Raw genomic sequence first — 17,501 nt, 5'->3', positions numbered from 1 at the left:
ATGGCCGACTACTACGAGATCCTGCACACGGTCGGGTTCGAAGAGACCAACCTGGTCGGCAACGTCTACTACGTGAACTACGTGCGCTGGCAGGGCCGGTGCCGCGAGATGTTCCTGAAGGACAAGGCGCCGGCGGTGCTCGAAGAGGTCCGCCGTGACCTGAAGCTCTTCACACTCAAGGTGGATTGCGAGTTCTACGCGGAGATCACCGCGTTCGACGAGCTTTCCATCCGGCTGCGGCTGGAAGAGCTGACCCAGACCCAGATCCAGTTCACCTTCGACTACGTCCACCTCACCGACGAGGGGGAGCGGCTGGTGGCGCGCGGACGGCAGCGGATCGCGTGCATGCGCGGCCCCAACACGGCGACCGTGCCCAGCAGGGTGCCCGAGCAACTGCGTGAGGCGCTGGCCCCGTACGCCGTCGACGGCAAGGGGGAGTGACGTGGGCGAGGTGGAGGAACCTTCGCGGCCGGTGCTGAAACGCCTGCCGACACCAGCCGCGCGGCGACGACTGTCCGCGCAGTCCGGGTTGCGGGAGGTGATGGGCCAGTTCGCCACCGGGGTCACCGTGCTGACCGCCGGGGGCGAACGGGCACACGGGATGACCGCCAACGCCGTCACCTCCGTGTCACTGGAGCCACCGATGGTGCTGTGCTGCGTTTCCCGCGCGGCCCGGATGCACGAGGCGATCGTGACGGCGGGGTCGTACGCGGTCACGGTGCTGGCGTCGGACCAGAAGGAGCTGGCGAAGTACTTCGCGGACTGGCGCCGCCCGGCCGGGCTCGCGCAGTTCGACTCGGTGGACTGGACGGCGGGGCCGCGGACCGGCGCCCCGCTGCTCGACGGCGCGCTGGCGTGGCTGGAATGCGAGCTGGCGGAGGTCTACGAGGGCGGTGACCACTCGATCTTCCTCGGCAAGGTGGTCGCCTCCAGCCGCGGCACCGCGCAGGACTCGCTGGTCTTCTACGGCGGCGGCTACCACCAGATCGACGGCCGGATACGGGCATCGGCCTGACAGGGAGAGGAATTGTCCATGACCATCAACGAATCCGCCACGACCGCCCCGGCGCACTCGGCCGAACGGCCGCCGGTGGTGACCACGATGCCCCGGCTCGGGCGGGGGGTGTGCTGGCGCGACATCAAGCGGGAGATCGAACTCGACGAGCTCGAGCGCGAGGCCAGGCTCAGGGAGGCGGCGTGACCCTGCAGGGCGATCCGGGCGCTCAGCGCACGGAGGACTCCGAGGTGGTGCCGCTGCCGGAGGACCGGCTGCGGCGCCCCCGGATCCCGAGGGCGACCGACGGGCAGGTGATCCCGCTCGCCAGGGGCGCCGAACCGGTGCACCCCCCGGAACCGACGATGCCGTTGCTGCGCACCCAGCGCGACGAACTGCGCGAGCACATCGTCGACGGGCGGCTCGACGGCGTCCGGCGGCAGCATTCGCTCGGGAAGCACACCGCGCGCGAACGGCTGGATCTGTTGCTGGACCCCGATTCCTTCACCGAGGTCGAGCTGTACCGGCGGCATCAGGCGAGCGGGCTCGGACTGGCGGAGAACCGGCCGTACACCGACGGCGTGATCGCCGGCTCAGGCACCATCGACGGACGGCGCGTCTTCGTCTACGCGCAGGACTTCACCGTTTTCGGCGGTTCGCTCGGCGAGGCGCACGCGGCGAAGATCCACAAGGTGATGGATCTGGCGATCGCCACCGGTTCGCCGCTGATCGGGCTCAACGACAGCGGGGGAGCGCGGATCCAGGAAGGTGTAATGGCGCTCAACGGCTACGGCGGCATCTTCCGCCGCCAGGTCGAGGCGTCCGGCGTCATCCCGCAGATCAGCGTGGTGCTGGGACCGTGCGCGGGCGGGGCGGCGTATTCGCCGGCGCTCGCGGATTTCGTCTTCATGGTGCGCGACACCGCCCGGATGTACCTGACCGGGCCCGACGTCGTCGAGACCGTGACCGGGGAACGGGTCAGCCACGACGAACTGGGCGGCGCGGACGTGCACGGCGCGTCGTCCGGCGTGGCGACCGTGGTGCACGACGACGAGGAGAGCTGCCTCGCCGACGTCCGCTACCTGGTCTCGCTGCTGCCGTCGAACTATCTGGAGCCCGCGCCTCGCGAGCCGTCACAGGACGCGGGCAAGGACCGGCGCCCGACGTTCGCCGAACTGGTCCCGGTGGAGCCGAACAAGCCCTACGACATGCGGGACGTGTTCACGGAACTGACCGACGACGGCGAGTTCTTCGAGATGCACGAGCGATGGGCGGCGAACGTGCTGTGCGCGCTCGCGCGGATCGACGGGCGTGTGGTCGGCCTGGTCGGCAACCAGCCGATGGTGTTCGCCGGCGTGCTCGACGGTCCCGCTTCGCAGAAAGCGGCGCGGTTCGTGCGGTTCTGTGACGCGTTCAGCATCCCGTTGGTGACCCTTGTGGACGTCCCGGGTTTCCTGCCGGGGGTCGAGCAGGAGCATTCCGGGATCATCCGGCACGGCGCGCAGCTGCTGCACGCCTACTGCGAGGCCACCGTGCCGCGGATCCAGGTCATCCTGCGCAAGGCGTACGGCGGCGCGTACATCGTGATGGACTCGCGGTCCATCGGCACCGACCTGTCACTGGCGTGGCCCACCAACCAGATCGCCGTGATGGGCGCCGAGGGCGCGGTCAACGTGCTGTTCCGCAAGGACCTCGCCGTCGCGCCCGATCCGGACGCGTTGCGCGCCCACCTGGTCGCCGAGTACACCGAGGAGTTCATGAACCCGCAGTACTCGGCGGAACGGGGGCTGGTCGACGACATCATCGACCCCGCCGACACCCGCTCCGCCGTCGCCAGGGCGCTGGACATGCTGCAGGACAAGCGAAAGGCCGCGCCCCAGCGCAAGCACGGCAACCATCCGATCTGAACGGGGGGACCATGTCACCGTCCGAAAAGGACAGTGAGCCGGTCTTCCGGGTCCTGCGGGGGGACCCGGAAGACGCCGAACTGGCGGCACTCGTCGCCGTCTTCACCGCGCTCGCTTCGGCCGCGCCTCCGCCCGCCGCGCCGGCGCGATCCGCCTGGTCGTCCCGAACCCCGGCGACCTGGCGCACTTCGGTCTTGCGCTGACGCGCGTCGCCACATGACGCGAAAGCCCCTGTCGCAACCTTCAACGTTGCGAAAGTGGCTTTCGCGTCATCTGTGTTCGGGCGCGTGACTCGCGTGATCGGGCGCCGCACTACGCGCTGAGCCGTCGCGCGGCCTCGGTTTCCCGCCGCGGCGGGTACGTGCTGTGGCAGGCGTGCACGGCGACGTAGAGGACGCCGCCGTCGATCACCGTCTCCAGGTCCGTTCGCTCCCCAGGCGCGAACGGACCTCCGCAGGCCGCGCAGGTCCGCTGCCGTTCCGCCGCGCTCACTGCCTGTCTCGCTGCTCGGGGACGGCCGGGTCGGGCCACGACAGGCCCAGCAGGTCGACGTCGAGTTCGTCGTCGGCGTAGATCTCGTACGGGTCGAGGCGCTCGGTCATCGTGTGCTCCTTGGTTTTCCGGATACCACAAGGGCACTACCGGCACCCCCTCGCCCGCAACTTTTTCTTTGCTCAGCACGAGCCCTCCGATGTCCTCGATCACGTCACGATCGGTTCCCGATCGGACGGGTTCATCCTGGTTGTCAAGTGAGTCGTTCATCGAAGGCCGGGAGGAACGCCATGACGGCACAGGTGCGAATTCGAGTGGTCGGCGATGATTTCGACCCGTGCGGGACCGTCGAGGCCGACGCGACGGCGCTCGTCCCGGAGCCGCGGCAGACCGCCGAGAACGAGCCGCCGGCAGAGCACATCATCCTCGGCTACAACTAGCCCGACCGGTACGTAAAGCACGGACAAAGAAGACCACCGGGTATCGCGCGCGCGAGAATGAAGATCGCCCACGACCCGGCCAGACCACGAGGAGGCCTCCGGATGGCTATGCGCCTCCAGCTCACGTCGGGTTTGCAGGTGCTGGAAGAATGGGCGATCAATGCACCGCAGGCTGATCGCAATGTCATCTACGAAGCACTTTTCGCGGTGGCCGACGGATCCGCCTTTCTCATCTACGACATTTTCGGAGACGGCCGCGATCCGCATCAGTTCATTATTCTGGTGAAACATGATCTCGTCATCCGGATAGGGCTCAAGCGGTCCGATTCCTCGTTCGAGATCGTCTACATCGGCGCGCTGGAGCACGGCACGCCCGCCGCTGCCTGGATCGAGGACGCCGACGGGTCCTGAGCCGGTACCGCTGAACGGCCCAGTCTCCCGCCCCTTACCGGCGGCCTTTCGTACCAGCGGGTCATGCGTTCCTCATCTTGACATCGTCCAGTTCGGCGTGAAATTCTTCCGGTGTTTGGGGGCGGGGGAATTCTGCCGGGCTGGAATTTGCGTTCTGTTTTCGTCTCGAGGGCTGGAGGCACAAAAGATGTCATCACCTGAATTCCCGGGATTGGATGTTTCCACACGGGTGCGCGCACGTGACATTCAGATGGCCGGGGTCGCCGATGTCCGCCGCCGGGTGCTGATGATCTCCGGCGCGATCGACACCACCGACCACGATATTTCGGTCAGCGTCAACCTCCCGGAGCCGGGTCGCTGGCAGGTGATCAAGTCCGAGACCAACCTGACCGACAAGACCTGGGCCGCGATGCAGGTCGTCACCGACGAGGATTCGACCTTCGTCAACGACGCCGACACCCTCGTGCTTTCCCGCCAGTTCTCGAAGTCCTTCATGACGCCCGACCAGCGCCGCCTCACCTTCTACGACGGTGAAGTCCGGCCCGGCGAGGCCGTGCTGAAGGTGTACTCGCTGGACGCGGGCGGGCGGAAGCCGACCTACTCCTACTCCCGGTACAGCCCGATCGCGACCGACACCGCCGAGCAGTCCCAGCAGACCCTGGACGAAATGATCAGCGACGGGATGAAACAGCGCCCCGTGATCGAGCTGATCGTCCCGGTGACCGTGATCGGCTGAGTACGCCGGTGATCACGTTCGTCCCGGAACCCCAGCTGCTCGAATCGCCGCGCGGGCGGGAGTGGCCGGTCGTCCCCGGCGCCCGCGCGGCGGCCACCGCCGAACCACCGTCCGGCGCCGACGTGGTCATCGTCGGCGCGGGCCCGGCGGGGCTCGCGGTCGCTTCCGCGTTGTGGCACCACGGCGTGCGAGACCTCGTCATCGTCGACCGCGACGGCCGTCCCTGCGGCCGGTTCTTCGACCGGATCGACCTGCTCGGCCAGCGCGTGCTGCGGTCGCCGTACGAGCACCACCCCGGCGTCGAGGGCTACCGCGACTGCGAACTGCTGGACTTCGCCCGGCTGCACTGGTCGGTGCTGACGCCGGTGGAGCGCCGCGAGATCCGGATGGCGCAGGCCGGGCACCGGTCCGTCGTCCCCGTCGACGTCTTCGAGGCCTACTGCCGTCATCTGGCCGCGAGCCATCACGTCACCGAACGGACCTGGCGCGGTTCGGTACGCGAGGTGCTGCCGACGTCCGAAGCGGTCACCGTGCGCGCCGACCGGTTCTCCGTGACCGCGCGCCACGCCGTGCTGTGCCTCGGCGAGGAGCGCCGGTCCGCCCCGGACACCTGGTGGGGCGGCGGTCATCCGCCGCGCGGGGTGAGCTACTGGGACGAACCCGTTCCCGCCGGCGGGAAGCGGCTCGCCGTCGTCGGCGCCGGCCTCACCGCCGCACACCTGATCGCCAACGGGCTCGCCCAAGGCCGCGAGGTGCACTGGGTGGTTCGCGAAACGGGCGAACGCTACCAGTGCGCCGACGTCAACTCGTCGTTCTTCCGGCCGGAAGGCCGCGCCCGCTTCGACGGCGTGAGCCGGCCGGAACGGCTCGAACTGATGGGCCGCTTCCGGCGCGCGTCGATCATGTTCGAGTTCCGGCCGATGCTCGAGGCCGCCGAAGCCGAGGGACGGCTGATCGTGCATCGCGGCAAGGCGATCACGAAGGTCGCACCGGGGGTCGTCCTCCACCTCGAAGACGGTTCGCGGGTTTCCGTGGAGCACGCCGTCCTGGCGCTCGGCACCACGCCGTCGATCGGTGACGGCCTGATGCCCGGCGAGGCCGTTCTCGACCGCGGCGGCTGGCCTGAGCTGGACGAGCGCACCTTCGCCTACCTCGGCGCGCCCCGGGTCTTCGCCGTCGGCGCTGCCGCGGGGATGGCGCTGGGCCCGGCCGCCCGCAACATCGACGGCCACCGCGTCGCCACCGCACGGGTCGCGGCCGCCGTCGCCGAGAACCTGCGGCGGGAAGCCCCGCTGCGGACGGCCGCGAAGGACGTCGCCCGTGTCTGAACCGTACGACTCCCGCTTCACCCTGCCGTCGATCGACGACGCTCCCTCGACCGAGGCGGGCGTGATCCTGCTGGGCCTGGACGCCGAACGCCTGCTGGCCGGCGTCGGGCTCGCCCGTCTCGCCGACGAGCCCGCGCTGGTCGCCCTCGCCGTGGACCAGGCCCGGCACAACGCGCTCGACCTGGGCACCGACGCGCTCGTCGAAGCCGGGATCGCCCGCTGGCGCGCGGTGCGCCCGTTGATCGAAGCAGGTCCGGAGATGACAGCTGCGGGGTCCCTGCGCCGAGAATGGGAACACGCCACCGCGCGCGTCACCGCCACGGTGACCGGGCTGGGACCGGCTTCGGTGGCCTGTCTCGCGGCCTGCTGGCTGCGGCGCGACGACGTCAAAGAGTTCGCCGAGCACGGGCGGGCGCCGGAAAAGGGGAGCGGTACACACGATGTCCTATCTCGGGTCTTTGCCGACTGACACCACGCTGCTGGAGGTCTTCCGGAAGTTCCCGGCCCCCGCGTCGAAACTGCTGGACCTGCACGAACTGATCATGCGGGCGCCGTCGGCGTTCGACGCGGGGGAGCGGGAGCTCATCGCGGCCTACGTCTCCGGCGTCAACGACTGCCGGTACTGCCACGGGGTCCACACCGTCACCGCGGAGGCTTTCGGTGTGCCGGAAGGGCTTCTGACAGCCGCACTGGCCGATCTGGACTCCTCGCCCGTGGACGGGCGCATGAAGCCCGTACTGGCCTACGTGGGCAAGCTGACGCGCACGCCGTCCCGGATGACCGACGCCGACGCCGAAGCGGTGTTCGCGGCGGGCTGGGACGAGGCCGCGCTGCACGACGCCGTCCTGGTCTGCGCCCTGTTCAACTTCATGAACCGGATGGTCGAGGGGCTCGGGATCCGCGCCGACGACGCCTACGCGAAGATTTCGGGCGTGCGGCTGAAGGAGGGTGGGTACGCCGGTCTGGCGCGCCTGCTCGAATCCTGAGTCGACTGTCCACACCGGACAACGGTGCCTCACCGAGACCGGCCGGCCGCGTTCCGTCACCGGCGAAAGCCTCTGTTACTCCGTTCGACAGCGGAGGGCGCGGAAGTGGAGCAGTCGAGGAGAACCTTCTGGCGTAGGTGAAAAGCACATCCCCGCGATGATGCATGGCACTGGCCGCGAACCGGCCCTGGGCAGCACGATTCCCTCAGCGAAGGAAAACCGCCGAACAGCCTGGGAGTCATTCGATGAAGAACGCTGTGACCGACAACGTCCGCTCGCTCTTCGCCGTCCGGGGAATCGACACCGGTTTCGCCGGAAACCAGGTCGACCTGGTGATCGACCGTTTCGACAACTGGACCAATCAGCCGCGTGGTGAGGTCTTCAACTGTTTCACCGGAGCCTGTTGCACCGCTCCGCCACTGGCCGAGGCGAGCTGAGCGCACCTCACCGGACCGCCGTTCGCGCCCCGAAGGCGAGCGGCGGTCCGGCATGTCGACGGAAAGTAGCCGACCGACTGCGGAACCGGTCGTCCCGCGCCGCTTTTGCCGTGACGTCCCCAAAACGGACCGGACCGACGCACCACCCGAACGGTGGAACGCGTTCTGTCCGGGCGTGTTTATGTTGGGGGCCTTGGGGGTGCGCGTGAGGGGATGGCGCGATGGTGATCAGAGTCCTGGTGGCCGAAGACATGCATATCGTCAGGGGAGCGCTCGTGGCGCTGCTGCGGCTGGAGCCCGACATCGAAGTGGTGTCCGAAGTGGCTTCCGGTGACGAGATCCTCGCCGCCGCGCGGGTTTCCCGGACGCAGGTCGCGGTCATCGACATCGACCTCCCCGGCAAGGACGGGCTCACCGCGGCCACCGAACTCCACGAGCAGCTGCCCGAGGTCAGGACCCTGATCCTGACCAGCCTCGGCAGGCCCGGCACGCTCCGCCGGGCGCTGGCGGCCAAGGTGAACGGGTTCCTGTTGAAGGACGCCCCCGCGGAGAAACTCGCCAACGCCGTGCGTGGTGTGGCGGCCGGGCGCCGGATGGTCGACGGCGACCTGGCACTCGCCGCCTGGGACACCGTGGAATGCCCGCTGACCCCGCGGGAGATCGACGTCCTGCGGCTGACCGCCGAAGGCCGCGACACCCTGGAGGTCGCGGCGAAGGCCTTTCTCTCCACCGGAACCGTGCGCAACTACCTGACCACGATCGTTTCGAAGCTCAACGCGCGCAACCGGGTCGACGCGATCCGGATCGCCAGGGACTCCGGCTGGATCTAGACGGGCACCACGGCGTGCAGCCGGAACCGCCCGTCGGCCTCGACCCCGGCGGTCAGCTCCCCGCCGAGTCCGGCGACGCGGTCGGACATGTTCGTGATGCCGCTGCCCGGGGCCTCGACCCGCGCCTGCCGCTCCGGCTGCCCCGGATTCGGCGGCCGTCCGTTCTGGACGCCGTCGTTGACGATGTCGAGCGCGACGCCGTTCACGGTCCGCCGCACGGCGATCTCGCAGCGTTCGACCTTGCTGTGGCGCAACACGTTCGTCACGCCTTCGCGCAGCACCACGGCCAGTACCGTCCGCACCGTCGTCGGCAGGTCGCCCTGCTCGATCTCCAGCCGCACCTGGACGTCGGCGGCCACCAGCACCGCCTGCGCCGACCGGGACTCCTGATCCAGCGACAGTTCCCGGTAGCCGCTGGCCACCGAGCGGACGTCGGCCAGCGCCTGCCTGGTCAGCCCGAGGATCTCCAGCAGCTCGTCGGAGGCGCGGGTGGTGTCGATGTCCATGATCCGGCTGGTCAGCTCGCTCTTCAGCGCGATCGCCGAGAGGCTCATCCCGAGCAGGTCGTGCAGGTCGCGGGCGAACCGCAGCCGCTCCTCGGCGACCGCGACCTCGGCGAGGCGTTTCCTGGTCTCGCCCAGTTCGGTCACCAGCCGGATCAGCCAGATGAGACCGAAGACCATCAGTCCGGTGTTCAGGATGGACGCGAAGCTGTAGAAGCCGCCGAGGAAGTCGGTGCCGTAGCCGATCCGGATCAGCACCACGCCCGCCGCGGTCGCGGCGAACGCCGTCCATCCGGCCAGCGGCGGCAGCACCAGCAGCGCGGTGCCAGCGAACAGGCTGGGCAGGCTCACCCAGGCGTGCCCGAGCGGGATCAGCGGCAGGAAGATCAGGCAGGCCTGCACGAACAGCAGCGCGTAGCTCTGCCGCGAGCGCAACCGGACGTTCGGCCGGGCGAAATAGGACAGTTGCAGCGTGGTCAACGCGGTGAGATACCCGGCGATGAGGACGAGGGCCCAGCCGTCGTCGGTCAGCATGAAGGCCCGGGCCATCGCGGAGAGGCTGAAGAAGAGGAAGACCGCGGACATCGTCCATTGGACGTTCCTGGCGTCGATCCGGGACCAGTGGCCGGGCTCCTGTTCCAGCGCCGCCTCGGCGGGCTCGGCCTGCTCGGGCACCGGGAGTTCGGCGTGCAGCCGCCACCGGCCCGCCGCGTCGGGGCCCGCGCCGAGCTTCCCGCCGTGCCCGGCGACCTCCTCGGTCACCTCACGCAGGCTCTCCGCCGTCTCCTCCGGGACGTCCTCGTGCGCCGTCCCGTCGTGCACGATCTCCAGCGCGACCCTGCCACCGGTCTCGCGCACGGTGATCTCGCAGTGCTCGACGCCGGTGTAGCGGAGCACGTTCGTGACACCCTCGCGGAGCACCTTCGCCAGCAGGGTGCGCAGCTTCACCGGCAGCTCGACCTGTTCGAGGTCGAGCCGCACCGCGACGTTCGACGCCGAGAGCAGCGACACCGCGGTCCGTGACTCCTTGTCGAGCGAAAGTTCCCGGTAGCCCCTGGCAACCGACCGCACGTCGGACAGCGTCCGCTGGGCGATCCCGGTGATCTCGGCGAGTTCCGCCCGCGCCTGGTCCAGGGATTTGCGCAGCAGCCGGTGCACCAGCTCGCCCTTGAGCGCGATCGCCGAGAGACTGAGCCCGAGCAGGTCGTGCAGGTCCCTCGCGAAGGCCAGCCGCTGCTCCGCGACGGCCCGTCGCGCCAGTTCGGTCCTGGCCTGGTGCAGCTCGGTCACCAGCCGCGCGAGCCAGGTCAGCAGATACACGACCAGGGCGTAGAAGACGGCGGTGACGCTGTCGAACAACGCCCCGAGCCAGGTCTCGTCGTAGGTCCACAGGATCCAGATCGTGCCCGCCATGAACACGGTGAACACGGTCCAGCCCGTCCTCGGCCGGAACAGCAGCAGCGCGCTGCCCGCGGCGAGGGTGGTCAGCGAGCTCAGCGCCGCGTCGAAGTGCAGGGTCGACAGGTAGGCCAGGCACGCCTGCACCACCAGCATCGCTTTCGCGAGCCTGGTGTCCAGGCGGACCGCCGGACGGCTGAAGAACAGCAGCTGGATCGCCAGCACGGGCCCGACGTACAGCACCGCCAGCAGGCCATGCCAGAAGTCGACCCCCGGCTGCAGCAGAACCGCGAGGAGACCGAACAGACAGGAGTTGACGAAGACGACGGTGATGATCAGCCCGGCGAGGAACAGTGCCCGCCGGGGGCGCCGGTCGACCCCGGCGGTACCCAGAGGTTCGGCGGTCACCGCGAGCTGTTCCGGCACAGGCACCCCAGTGGTAGCAGAAGAAGTCTCGGTCTTCGTCGTGCTTCCCCCTGCGTTGGCCGTGGCAGGCCGCCGCACGACCTTCCATCGCCGTGTGATTCGGATCCTAACCCATGTTCGTTACCCCGGTTGCTTCTTCCGGGTAGGGGAGGACGGCCGCAAGGGAGACGCTTTCCCCACTGGGGACAGGGAAAATCGCCTCGATCACCCGCGCGGGTGTGGTTCGTTCAGCCCATGAGCGCGATCGCGGAAGACGCCACGATGGGAGACGTGCGCCGATCCGCCGTTCCACTGTGTACGCCGTGTACGCCCTGCCGGGCGGGCTCTCGCGGCGGCCGCGGCCCGGTGGCCCTAAGCTCGGCGCATGGCCAGGTATTTCGACGTACATCCGGAGAATCCGCAACGACGCGCGATCGGACAGGTCGTCGGCATCCTGCGCGAAGACGGCCTCATCGCGTATCCGACGGACTCCTGTTTCGCCCTCGGTTGCCAGCTGGGGAACAGGCAGGGCATCGACCGCATCCGGAGCATCCGCAAACTGGACGACCGCCACCACTTCACTCTGGTGTGCCAGGATTTCGCCCAGCTGGGCCAGTTCGTGCACGTGGACAACGCAGTCTTCCGCGCGGTCAAGGCGTCGACGCCGGGCAGCTACACCTTCATCCTGCCGGCGACCAAGGAGGTGCCGCGCCGTCTGCTGCACGCCAAGAAGAAGACCGTCGGCGTGCGCATCCCGGACCACGTGGTCACCCAGGCGCTGCTGGGCGAGCTCGGCGAGCCGCTGCTGTCGAGCACGCTGCTGCTGCCCGACCAGGAGGAGCCGATGACCCAGGGCTGGGACATCAAGGAACGCCTGGAGCATGTGGTCGACGCGGTGATCGATTCCGGCGAGTGCGGGGTCGAACCCACCACGGTCATCGATTTCTCGTCGGGGGAGCCGGAGATCGTGCGGCGCGGCGCCGGCGACACCTCACGCTTCGAATGACGCGATTCGGCACCTGGTTGCGATCGTTGCGTGTGCAAGGACCGCAAGCAGGTGCCGAATGGCGGACGTCATCTTCAGTGCGTGACGAGCCCTTCGGTCTTCGACGGCGCCGAGGGGATGTGGAACAGCCGGGTGAACAGCTCCAGCATCGCCGGATCGCCCTTCACGGCCACCGCACCGCAGGTGAGCGCGCTCGTGGCGTCCAGTTCGCCGTTCAGCAGCTTGAGCACGACCGGGCCGCGCGGCTCGATGATGAGGTCCGGCTCCGGTAGCGGGCCCTCGCCCGCGGTCACCGCGCCGTCGTCGATCACCGCGTGGACGATCATCTGGTCGCCGTAGTGGAGCTCGAACGAGCACTGGATGCCGCGGGCGGCGTCCGGCTGGAACGTCGTGTACAGCGACAGGATGGCCGCGTCGAGGGTGAACAGGTCGTCGGCCGCCGGGTCGGTCAGCGAACGGGCACCCCACAGGCCCAGCTGCAGCAGGATCTGGTCGAGGTCGTTGCCGTATTCGGTGAGCTCGTAGACCACCCCGGCGTCGAGCTGCGAGAGCACCCGGCGCTGGACGACGCCGTGCCGTTCGAGTTCGTTGAGCCGGGTCGACAGGATGCTCGTCGGGATCTTCGGCAGGCCGTGCTGCAGCTCGTCGAAACGCTTCGGGCCGAGCACCAGGTCGCGGATCACGAGCAGGGACCAGCGTTCCCCGATGATCTCGAGCGCGCGGGCGAGGCCGCAGAACTGGCCGTAGGTGCGAGCGGTCATGCTTGACTCCTCAACTTCCTTGATCTGGTGACGGGGTGGTGCTCGTTCAGCGGACGGGGTGTCCCTCGGAAAGCAGTTCGCGATGCAGCTCCCGCAGTTCGGCGCAGGGTTTCACCCCCAGTTCGTCCTCCAGCCGGGTCCGCAGCCACTCGAACGTCGCGAGCGCGTCGCTGCGCCTCCCGCTGAGCCCGAGCGCGCGGATCAGCTGGGCGTGCAGGGTTTCGTCGAACGGGTCGGCGGTGGTCAGCGACCGCAGCACGCCGAGCATCTCCCGGTGGTTCCCGGCGCGGATCTCGGCCTCGATCCACAGGTCGCGGGCGTTGCGCCGATGCTCCAGGAGATAGACGGTGTAGGCGGCCAAGGTCGGTCCACAGTGGATGTTCGCCAGCGGGGGACCGGACCACAGGTCCAGCGCGGTGCGGAACGCGTGCGCGGCCGCCGCGTTGTCGCCTTCGTCCAGCAGGTCGCGGCCGAGGCGGTGAAGCCGGTGGAACTCCGACACGTCGACCACGCCCGCGTCGATGTCGAGCCGGTACCCGGGCGCGCTGGTGACCAGCAGGCCGCCGGTGCCGTCCGGGTCGAGATGGCGGCGGAGGTGATGGACGTAGGTGTGCAGGGTCCGGCGGACACTGCGCGGTGGCGTGTCGTTCCACAGCTCGTGGACCAGCGAGTCGACGTGGACCGTCTTGCCGGGACGGATGAGCAGCATCGCCAGCAGTTGCAGGAGTTTCGGCGTGCTCGGCGCGCGATCGACACCGCCGATGTGCAGCTCGAGCGGCCCCAGAACCCTGGCCGTGTCACCTGGTCCGATGGTCATCGCGTGCATCCCTGCCCCTCCGGCGGAATCCCCCTCAATGACGGTGACAGAGGCGGAACCTTCGGAACAGTGCCGGAAACACCCGGCGGGCGGTGATTTCTTCGTTGCCCCGTATGCGATCGTCACGACCTGGAGCGGAGAACCGGTTGTGGCAAAAGAGAAGACGCGGAAAGGGTCAGAGCCAGTCGGAATCGGTGGCGATGCGGATGGCGTCCACCCGGTTGCGGGCGTTGAGTTTCGTGACCACCGTGGCGAGATAGTTCCGCACGGTTCCCGGCGACAGGAACAGCTCCGCCGCGATGTCGGCGACCGTGCGCCCGTTCGCGGCGAGGCGGAGGATCTCGGCTTCCCGCGGGGTCAGCGGGCAATCCTCGGTTTCCCATGCGGACAGCGCGAGTTCACTGTCGATGACGCGGCGGCCGATGGCGACCGAGCGGACGGCGTTGGCGAGCTTGTCGGCGGGCGCGTCCTTGAGCAGGAAACCGTTCACCTTCGCGTCGAGCGCGCGGCGTACGGTGCCCGGGCGGCCGAGCGAGGTGAGGATCAGCGTGCGGACGCTCGGAAGTTGCTGATAGAGCTCGGAAGCGGCGGCGAGCCCGTCCTTGGCGGGCAGGTCGATGTCGATGATCGCGACGTCCGGCAGATACTCCGCGGCCATCGGAAGGATCTTGTCGCCCGAGCAGACCTCCGCGACCACCTCGATGTCCTGTTCGAGGTTCAGCAGAGCGACCAAGGCGCCGCGGACCATGTGCATATCCTCGGCCAATAGGACTCGGATCACTCCGACCTCCTCTTCCCCAGAAACGCGCTAACTCTCAGTGTACATAGCAAACCCGGAAGAGTGAATCGTAATCGCACGATACAAGGTTGCGCTTTTTTCGGCGGCCTGCTCGACCGGGCGGAACCCTGGTGAGCTGCGACGATGGCATGGCTTCGACCATGGTGAAACTGAGAGCGATCGATTACTCGCTGTTAGGTGAGAAGACGGTAAAAACTATTGCCATAAGTGGTTTTCATTCCCTGTTGAGTACGTTCCATTACGGTGAATTCGTCCGGCGAACGGGTGAATTCGACGCCTTTCGAAGACGCGGCTGGACTGTTCGGCGGTACCGGGGCGCCGACCTCGATCGACCGTCGAGCGCGGCGTGGTCTCCTCACACGAGCCGAGTTCGCGCGCGAAGCCGACACTATCCACAAAGGACGTAAGTGATGAGCTCATTGCTGGGTGCCCTGCGCAAGGTCCTGTTCGCGCCTTCGCTGGCTTCGGTCGGCTTCGAGGGGCGAGGCTTCGGAGTATCGCCGACGCCGGCGACCGCCCGTCTGGAGTCGATCCCGCAGTCGGTGGTGTGCGGCTTCGAGTGGGGGATCGACGCGCCGGCGCTGTGGGAGGCCGAGCGGCGGCTGGACATGGTCGAGCCGGAGCTGCGCGGGTTCGCCTACGAGGGCGCGGCGATGGCGTTCACCATCCTCGACGTCATGCCCGGCGGCCGGACGGACCGCACGGCCGAACTGATGAGCGGCCCCGGTCTCCCCCACGTGTTCCTGACCTACATCGGCATCGGGTTCGCGATGGCCCGGCTGCCCCGCCCGCTGTGGAAGAAGGTGCTGCCGGAACTGGACGGCGTCCCGTTCCACCCGACGATGAGCTGGCTGGCCGTCGACGGCTACGCCTTCGATCGCGCCTACTTCGACACGCGCAAGTGGGTCGACCAGCAGTTCGTCCCCAAGCCGTACCCGTGGGCAGGCGCCCCCGCGTACTTCCCGCGCGCCTGCGACCAGGGCATCGGGCGGGCGCTGTGGTTCATCAACGGCGGCGACCCGGTGAAGGTCGCAGCGGCGGTGAACCGCTTCCCCGCCGGACGCCGTCCGGACCTGTGGAGCGGGGTCGGGCTGGCCTCGACCTTCGCGGGCGGCTGCGACCGGCCGGGGCTGGTGAGGCTGCGTGAGTCGGCGGGGGAGCACCAGGACGAACTCGGCCTCGGTGTCGTGTTCGCGGTGAAGGCGAGGACGTTCTCGTCGTTCGTCCCGCCGCACACCCGCCGCGCCGCGCGGGCGCTCGCCGGGCTGAGCATCGAGGAGGCCGTCGACCTCGCCGACTCGACCGAGGTCACCGCGGACGCCGCGGACGGGACGCCCGCCTATGAACTGTGGCGGCAGAACATCCGGGACGGGCTGGCCCCCGCGGCGGGCCGCCTGTCCGCCTGAGGTACCGCAGATGTCAGGAAAGGGTCGTTCAAGACGTTTTTCGTCTTGAACGACCCTTTCCTGACACCCCGGGTGAGGATCAGGCCGCGCGTTTGAACGGCTCCGGCCGGTGCCGCAGGTCGGGCAGCGCGAGCAGGACCGGCGGGTCGAACAGGCGCTTGGGGCGCATCCGCAGATCCGCCAGCCGCGCGGAGACGCCCGGTTCGACGGTGATCGGACCGTGGTGCCCGGTGTACCCGGTGCCGCGGCGCATGGGCGGGCCGGTCACGCAGTGCGCGACGAGGTGCCAGGTGCCTTCCGGGACATCGGTCAGCTGATAGGGGCCGGGGGCGTCGATGACCGTGTAACGCACGGGCGCGCCCTCGGGGATGCGCGTCGGGAAGAGGCCGACGAAGACGAGGCCGGGCGAGATCTCCGGCGGCGCCGACACGAACCCTCGGACGACGGCCCGCTTCGCGCCCGGACGGGGATCGCCCGCGAGGTGGCGCTGGAACCCGCCCTGCCGTCGGTACGCGGACGGGGAGAGGCCGACCCGGCTGCTGAACCGCGTGCTGAAGGTGCCGACACTGTTGTAGCCCACCTGGCGGCTGATGTCGGCGACCGTGATCGAGGTCGTCAACAGCAGGCTCTTGGCCTCGTCGAGCCGCAGCGCGGACAGGAACCGGCCGGGCGAGACGCCGGTGGCCTGCTGGAACACCCTGGTGAAATGGAATTTGCTGAACGTCGCCGCACGGGCGATGTCATCGATAGTGAGCTCTTCGCCCAGTTTCTCGTTCATGGCCCCAATGGCTCGCTCCACGGCTCGCCGGACAGTCTCATCCATTGTACCGTCCTTTCGCTCGAGGAATTCTGGCTTGCTTTGCGGTTTCGACACTAGTGTTCGCCGCCGCTTCTCCTGAAGTGCTTGATTCACCGCCGGATATGGATTCATGTGTGCGCCGACGTGAAAATTTCACGGGGTCCCGGACATGCGAAAACCACGGTCCGGCGGTGCTGGGCACACTGGATCTCACCGGCCGATGGCCGCAGAATTCCTGGTAGCGCATTCACGCCGGAACTTCCCCGGCCGTGTTGGCGCGGTCCGAAGAACGTATTCCCGCGGCAACACAGAACCGGCCCTTGACCGCGTCCCCCCGCGGCGGTCAAGGGCCGGTTTCCATTTCGCGGAACGTGTGTGTGAGGATAGTATCGGCGGCTCGGGGGCGGGAAGCGGCGAAAGGCAGATGGGGTCGATGATCAAGGTCCTGGTGGCCGAGGACATGCACATTGTCCGTGGGGCCCTGGTCGCGCTGCTCGGTTTGGAACCCGACATCGAGGTCGTCGCCGAATGCGCCAGCGGCGACGAGATCCTCCCGCTCGCGCGGTCCGCGAATCCCGACATCGCGCTCATCGACATCGACCTGCCTGGCAAGGACGGGCTCACCGCCGCCGCCGAACTGCACGAGCAATTGCCCGGCGTGCGCACGCTGATCCTCACCTCGCTCGGCAGCCCGGGAACCCTTCGGCGGGCCCTGGCCGCGAAGGTCAACGGTTTCCTGCGCAAGGACGCGCCCGCCGACAGGCTCGCCAACGCGATCCGCGGGGTCGCCGCCGGGCGGCGCGTCGTCGACGGCGATCTGGCGCTCGCCGCCTGGGACAGCGAGGAATGCCCGCTCACCGCCCGCGAGATCGAGGTGCTCCGGCTCGCGTCGGTCGGCTCCGACCCGACCGAGATCGCGGCCGAACTGTTCCTGTCCGCCGGCACCGTGCGGAACTACCTGACGACCATCGTGTCGAAGCTCAGCGCCCGCAACCGGGTCGACGCGGTGCGGATCGCCAAGGAGTCCGGCTGGCTGTGACGCCGGT

22 protein-coding genes are annotated in these 17,501 nt (G+C 68.7%); 16 read left to right on the top strand and 6 right to left on the bottom strand.

The genetic code is table 11. The features are described 5' to 3' along the window. The 5 genes from ACLJO0_RS35600 to ACLJO0_RS35580 all read left to right on the top strand — a co-directional run bounded on the left by ACLJO0_RS35600 (window position 1) and on the right by ACLJO0_RS35580 (window position 3,104). Complete coding sequence (locus ACLJO0_RS35600; RefSeq protein WP_410583496.1) at window positions 1-441, top strand: acyl-CoA thioesterase; 441 nt, start codon at window positions 1-3, stop codon at window positions 439-441. A 1-nt stretch (window position 442) separates the two neighbouring features. After that, window positions 443-1,015, top strand: coding sequence for a flavin reductase family protein (locus ACLJO0_RS35595; RefSeq protein WP_125792993.1), 573 nt, complete (start codon window positions 443-445; stop codon window positions 1,013-1,015). Between the two features lie 18 nt (window positions 1,016-1,033). After that, a complete protein-coding gene (locus tag ACLJO0_RS35590; RefSeq protein WP_410583494.1) occupies window positions 1,034-1,201 on the top strand; it encodes a hypothetical protein in 168 nt (55 codons plus the stop codon). A gap of 158 nt (window positions 1,202-1,359) precedes the next feature. After that, complete coding sequence (locus ACLJO0_RS35585) at window positions 1,360-2,901, top strand: acyl-CoA carboxylase subunit beta (protein WP_410583534.1); 1,542 nt, start codon at window positions 1,360-1,362, stop codon at window positions 2,899-2,901. 11 nt (window positions 2,902-2,912) lie between these two features. Then, on the top strand, window positions 2,913-3,104 hold the full coding sequence (locus ACLJO0_RS35580) for an acyl-CoA carboxylase subunit epsilon (RefSeq protein WP_410583493.1): 192 nt from the start codon (window positions 2,913-2,915) through the stop codon (window positions 3,102-3,104). Between the two features lie 109 nt (window positions 3,105-3,213). Here the strand turns inward: ACLJO0_RS35580 and ACLJO0_RS35575 are convergent, their stop codons facing one another. Further along, complete coding sequence (locus tag ACLJO0_RS35575) at window positions 3,214-3,393, bottom strand: hypothetical protein (protein WP_410583492.1); 180 nt, start codon at window positions 3,391-3,393, stop codon at window positions 3,214-3,216. Between the two features lie 290 nt (window positions 3,394-3,683). Between ACLJO0_RS35575 and ACLJO0_RS35570 the strand changes: the two genes are divergently transcribed. From ACLJO0_RS35570 to ACLJO0_RS35535, 8 genes are all read left to right on the top strand, one after another. Then, a complete protein-coding gene (locus tag ACLJO0_RS35570) occupies window positions 3,684-3,833 on the top strand; it encodes a hypothetical protein (protein WP_410583491.1) in 150 nt (49 codons plus the stop codon). A 102-nt stretch (window positions 3,834-3,935) separates the two neighbouring features. Then, window positions 3,936-4,244 carry a DUF6235 family protein gene (locus ACLJO0_RS35565; RefSeq protein WP_125786038.1) on the top strand — a complete coding sequence of 103 codons (309 nt, stop codon included), beginning with the start codon at window positions 3,936-3,938 and terminating at the stop codon, window positions 4,242-4,244. A gap of 250 nt (window positions 4,245-4,494) precedes the next feature. Continuing rightward, a complete protein-coding gene (locus tag ACLJO0_RS35560; RefSeq protein ID WP_410583533.1) occupies window positions 4,495-4,980 on the top strand; it encodes a DUF6423 family protein in 486 nt (161 codons plus the stop codon). Between the two features lie 8 nt (window positions 4,981-4,988). Continuing rightward, window positions 4,989-6,308: an FAD-dependent oxidoreductase gene (locus ACLJO0_RS35555; protein WP_410583489.1), complete on the top strand. Its 1,320-nt coding sequence runs from the start codon at window positions 4,989-4,991 to the stop codon at window positions 6,306-6,308. Beyond that, window positions 6,301-6,777: a DUF6187 family protein gene (locus ACLJO0_RS35550; protein WP_410583487.1), complete on the top strand. Its 477-nt coding sequence runs from the start codon at window positions 6,301-6,303 to the stop codon at window positions 6,775-6,777. Before ACLJO0_RS35555 ends, ACLJO0_RS35550 begins: the two co-directional genes overlap by 8 nt. Further along, entirely contained in the window at window positions 6,749-7,294 is a 546-nt protein-coding gene (locus ACLJO0_RS35545) for a carboxymuconolactone decarboxylase family protein (protein ID WP_410583485.1), read from the top strand. Before ACLJO0_RS35550 ends, ACLJO0_RS35545 begins: the two co-directional genes overlap by 29 nt. A 245-nt stretch (window positions 7,295-7,539) precedes the next feature. After that, window positions 7,540-7,731: a hypothetical protein gene (locus ACLJO0_RS35540; RefSeq protein WP_125793002.1), complete on the top strand. Its 192-nt coding sequence runs from the start codon at window positions 7,540-7,542 to the stop codon at window positions 7,729-7,731. Window positions 7,732-7,952: 221 nt separating this feature from the next. Next, on the top strand, window positions 7,953-8,561 hold the full coding sequence (locus ACLJO0_RS35535) for a DNA-binding response regulator (RefSeq protein ID WP_199748907.1): 609 nt from the start codon (window positions 7,953-7,955) through the stop codon (window positions 8,559-8,561). Here the strand turns inward: ACLJO0_RS35535 and ACLJO0_RS35530 are convergent. Further along, window positions 8,558-10,888 (bottom strand): sensor histidine kinase, encoded by a 2,331-nt coding sequence (locus ACLJO0_RS35530; protein ID WP_410583484.1) that lies wholly within the window; start codon window positions 10,886-10,888, stop codon window positions 8,558-8,560. The genes ACLJO0_RS35535 and ACLJO0_RS35530 overlap by 4 nt on opposite strands. A 364-nt stretch (window positions 10,889-11,252) precedes the next feature. On the opposite strand from ACLJO0_RS35530, the gene ACLJO0_RS35525 reads away from it, so the two are divergent. Further along, window positions 11,253-11,873 carry an L-threonylcarbamoyladenylate synthase gene (locus ACLJO0_RS35525; RefSeq protein ID WP_125793003.1) on the top strand — a complete coding sequence of 207 codons (621 nt, stop codon included), beginning with the start codon at window positions 11,253-11,255 and terminating at the stop codon, window positions 11,871-11,873. A gap of 74 nt (window positions 11,874-11,947) precedes the next feature. Here ACLJO0_RS35525 and ACLJO0_RS35520 read toward each other — a convergent pair whose 3' ends face one another. The 3 genes from ACLJO0_RS35520 to ACLJO0_RS35510 all read right to left on the bottom strand — a co-directional run bounded on the left by ACLJO0_RS35520 (window position 11,948) and on the right by ACLJO0_RS35510 (window position 14,232). Beyond that, window positions 11,948-12,634: a winged helix-turn-helix transcriptional regulator gene (locus ACLJO0_RS35520; protein WP_410583482.1), complete on the bottom strand. Its 687-nt coding sequence runs from the start codon at window positions 12,632-12,634 to the stop codon at window positions 11,948-11,950. A 46-nt stretch (window positions 12,635-12,680) separates the two neighbouring features. Beyond that, a complete protein-coding gene (locus ACLJO0_RS35515) occupies window positions 12,681-13,460 on the bottom strand; it encodes an AfsR/SARP family transcriptional regulator (protein WP_410583480.1) in 780 nt (259 codons plus the stop codon). Between the two features lie 166 nt (window positions 13,461-13,626). Further along, window positions 13,627-14,232, bottom strand: coding sequence for a DNA-binding response regulator (locus ACLJO0_RS35510; protein WP_125786028.1), 606 nt, complete (start codon window positions 14,230-14,232; stop codon window positions 13,627-13,629). A gap of 428 nt (window positions 14,233-14,660) precedes the next feature. Here ACLJO0_RS35510 and ACLJO0_RS35505 point away from each other — a divergent pair, with 428 nt between their 5' ends. Beyond that, window positions 14,661-15,656 (top strand): DUF1702 family protein, encoded by a 996-nt coding sequence (locus ACLJO0_RS35505; protein WP_410583478.1) that lies wholly within the window; start codon window positions 14,661-14,663, stop codon window positions 15,654-15,656. A gap of 79 nt (window positions 15,657-15,735) precedes the next feature. Here ACLJO0_RS35505 and ACLJO0_RS35500 read toward each other — a convergent pair whose 3' ends face one another. After that, complete coding sequence (locus ACLJO0_RS35500) at window positions 15,736-16,434, bottom strand: AraC family transcriptional regulator (protein WP_125786026.1); 699 nt, start codon at window positions 16,432-16,434, stop codon at window positions 15,736-15,738. A gap of 454 nt (window positions 16,435-16,888) precedes the next feature. Between ACLJO0_RS35500 and ACLJO0_RS35495 the strand changes: the two genes are divergently transcribed. Beyond that, window positions 16,889-17,494, top strand: a complete 606-nt coding sequence (locus ACLJO0_RS35495; RefSeq protein WP_125786025.1) for a DNA-binding response regulator — start codon at window positions 16,889-16,891, stop codon at window positions 17,492-17,494. The last annotated feature ends 7 nt before the right edge of the window (window positions 17,495-17,501 follow it).

It is taken from the genome of Amycolatopsis sp. lyj-108 (assembly GCF_046549005.1).
GTDB lineage: Bacteria > Actinomycetota > Actinomycetes > Mycobacteriales > Pseudonocardiaceae > Amycolatopsis.
Note: the sequence above shows the minus strand (reverse complement) of the source record. Positions and strands in the feature narration are given on the sequence as shown.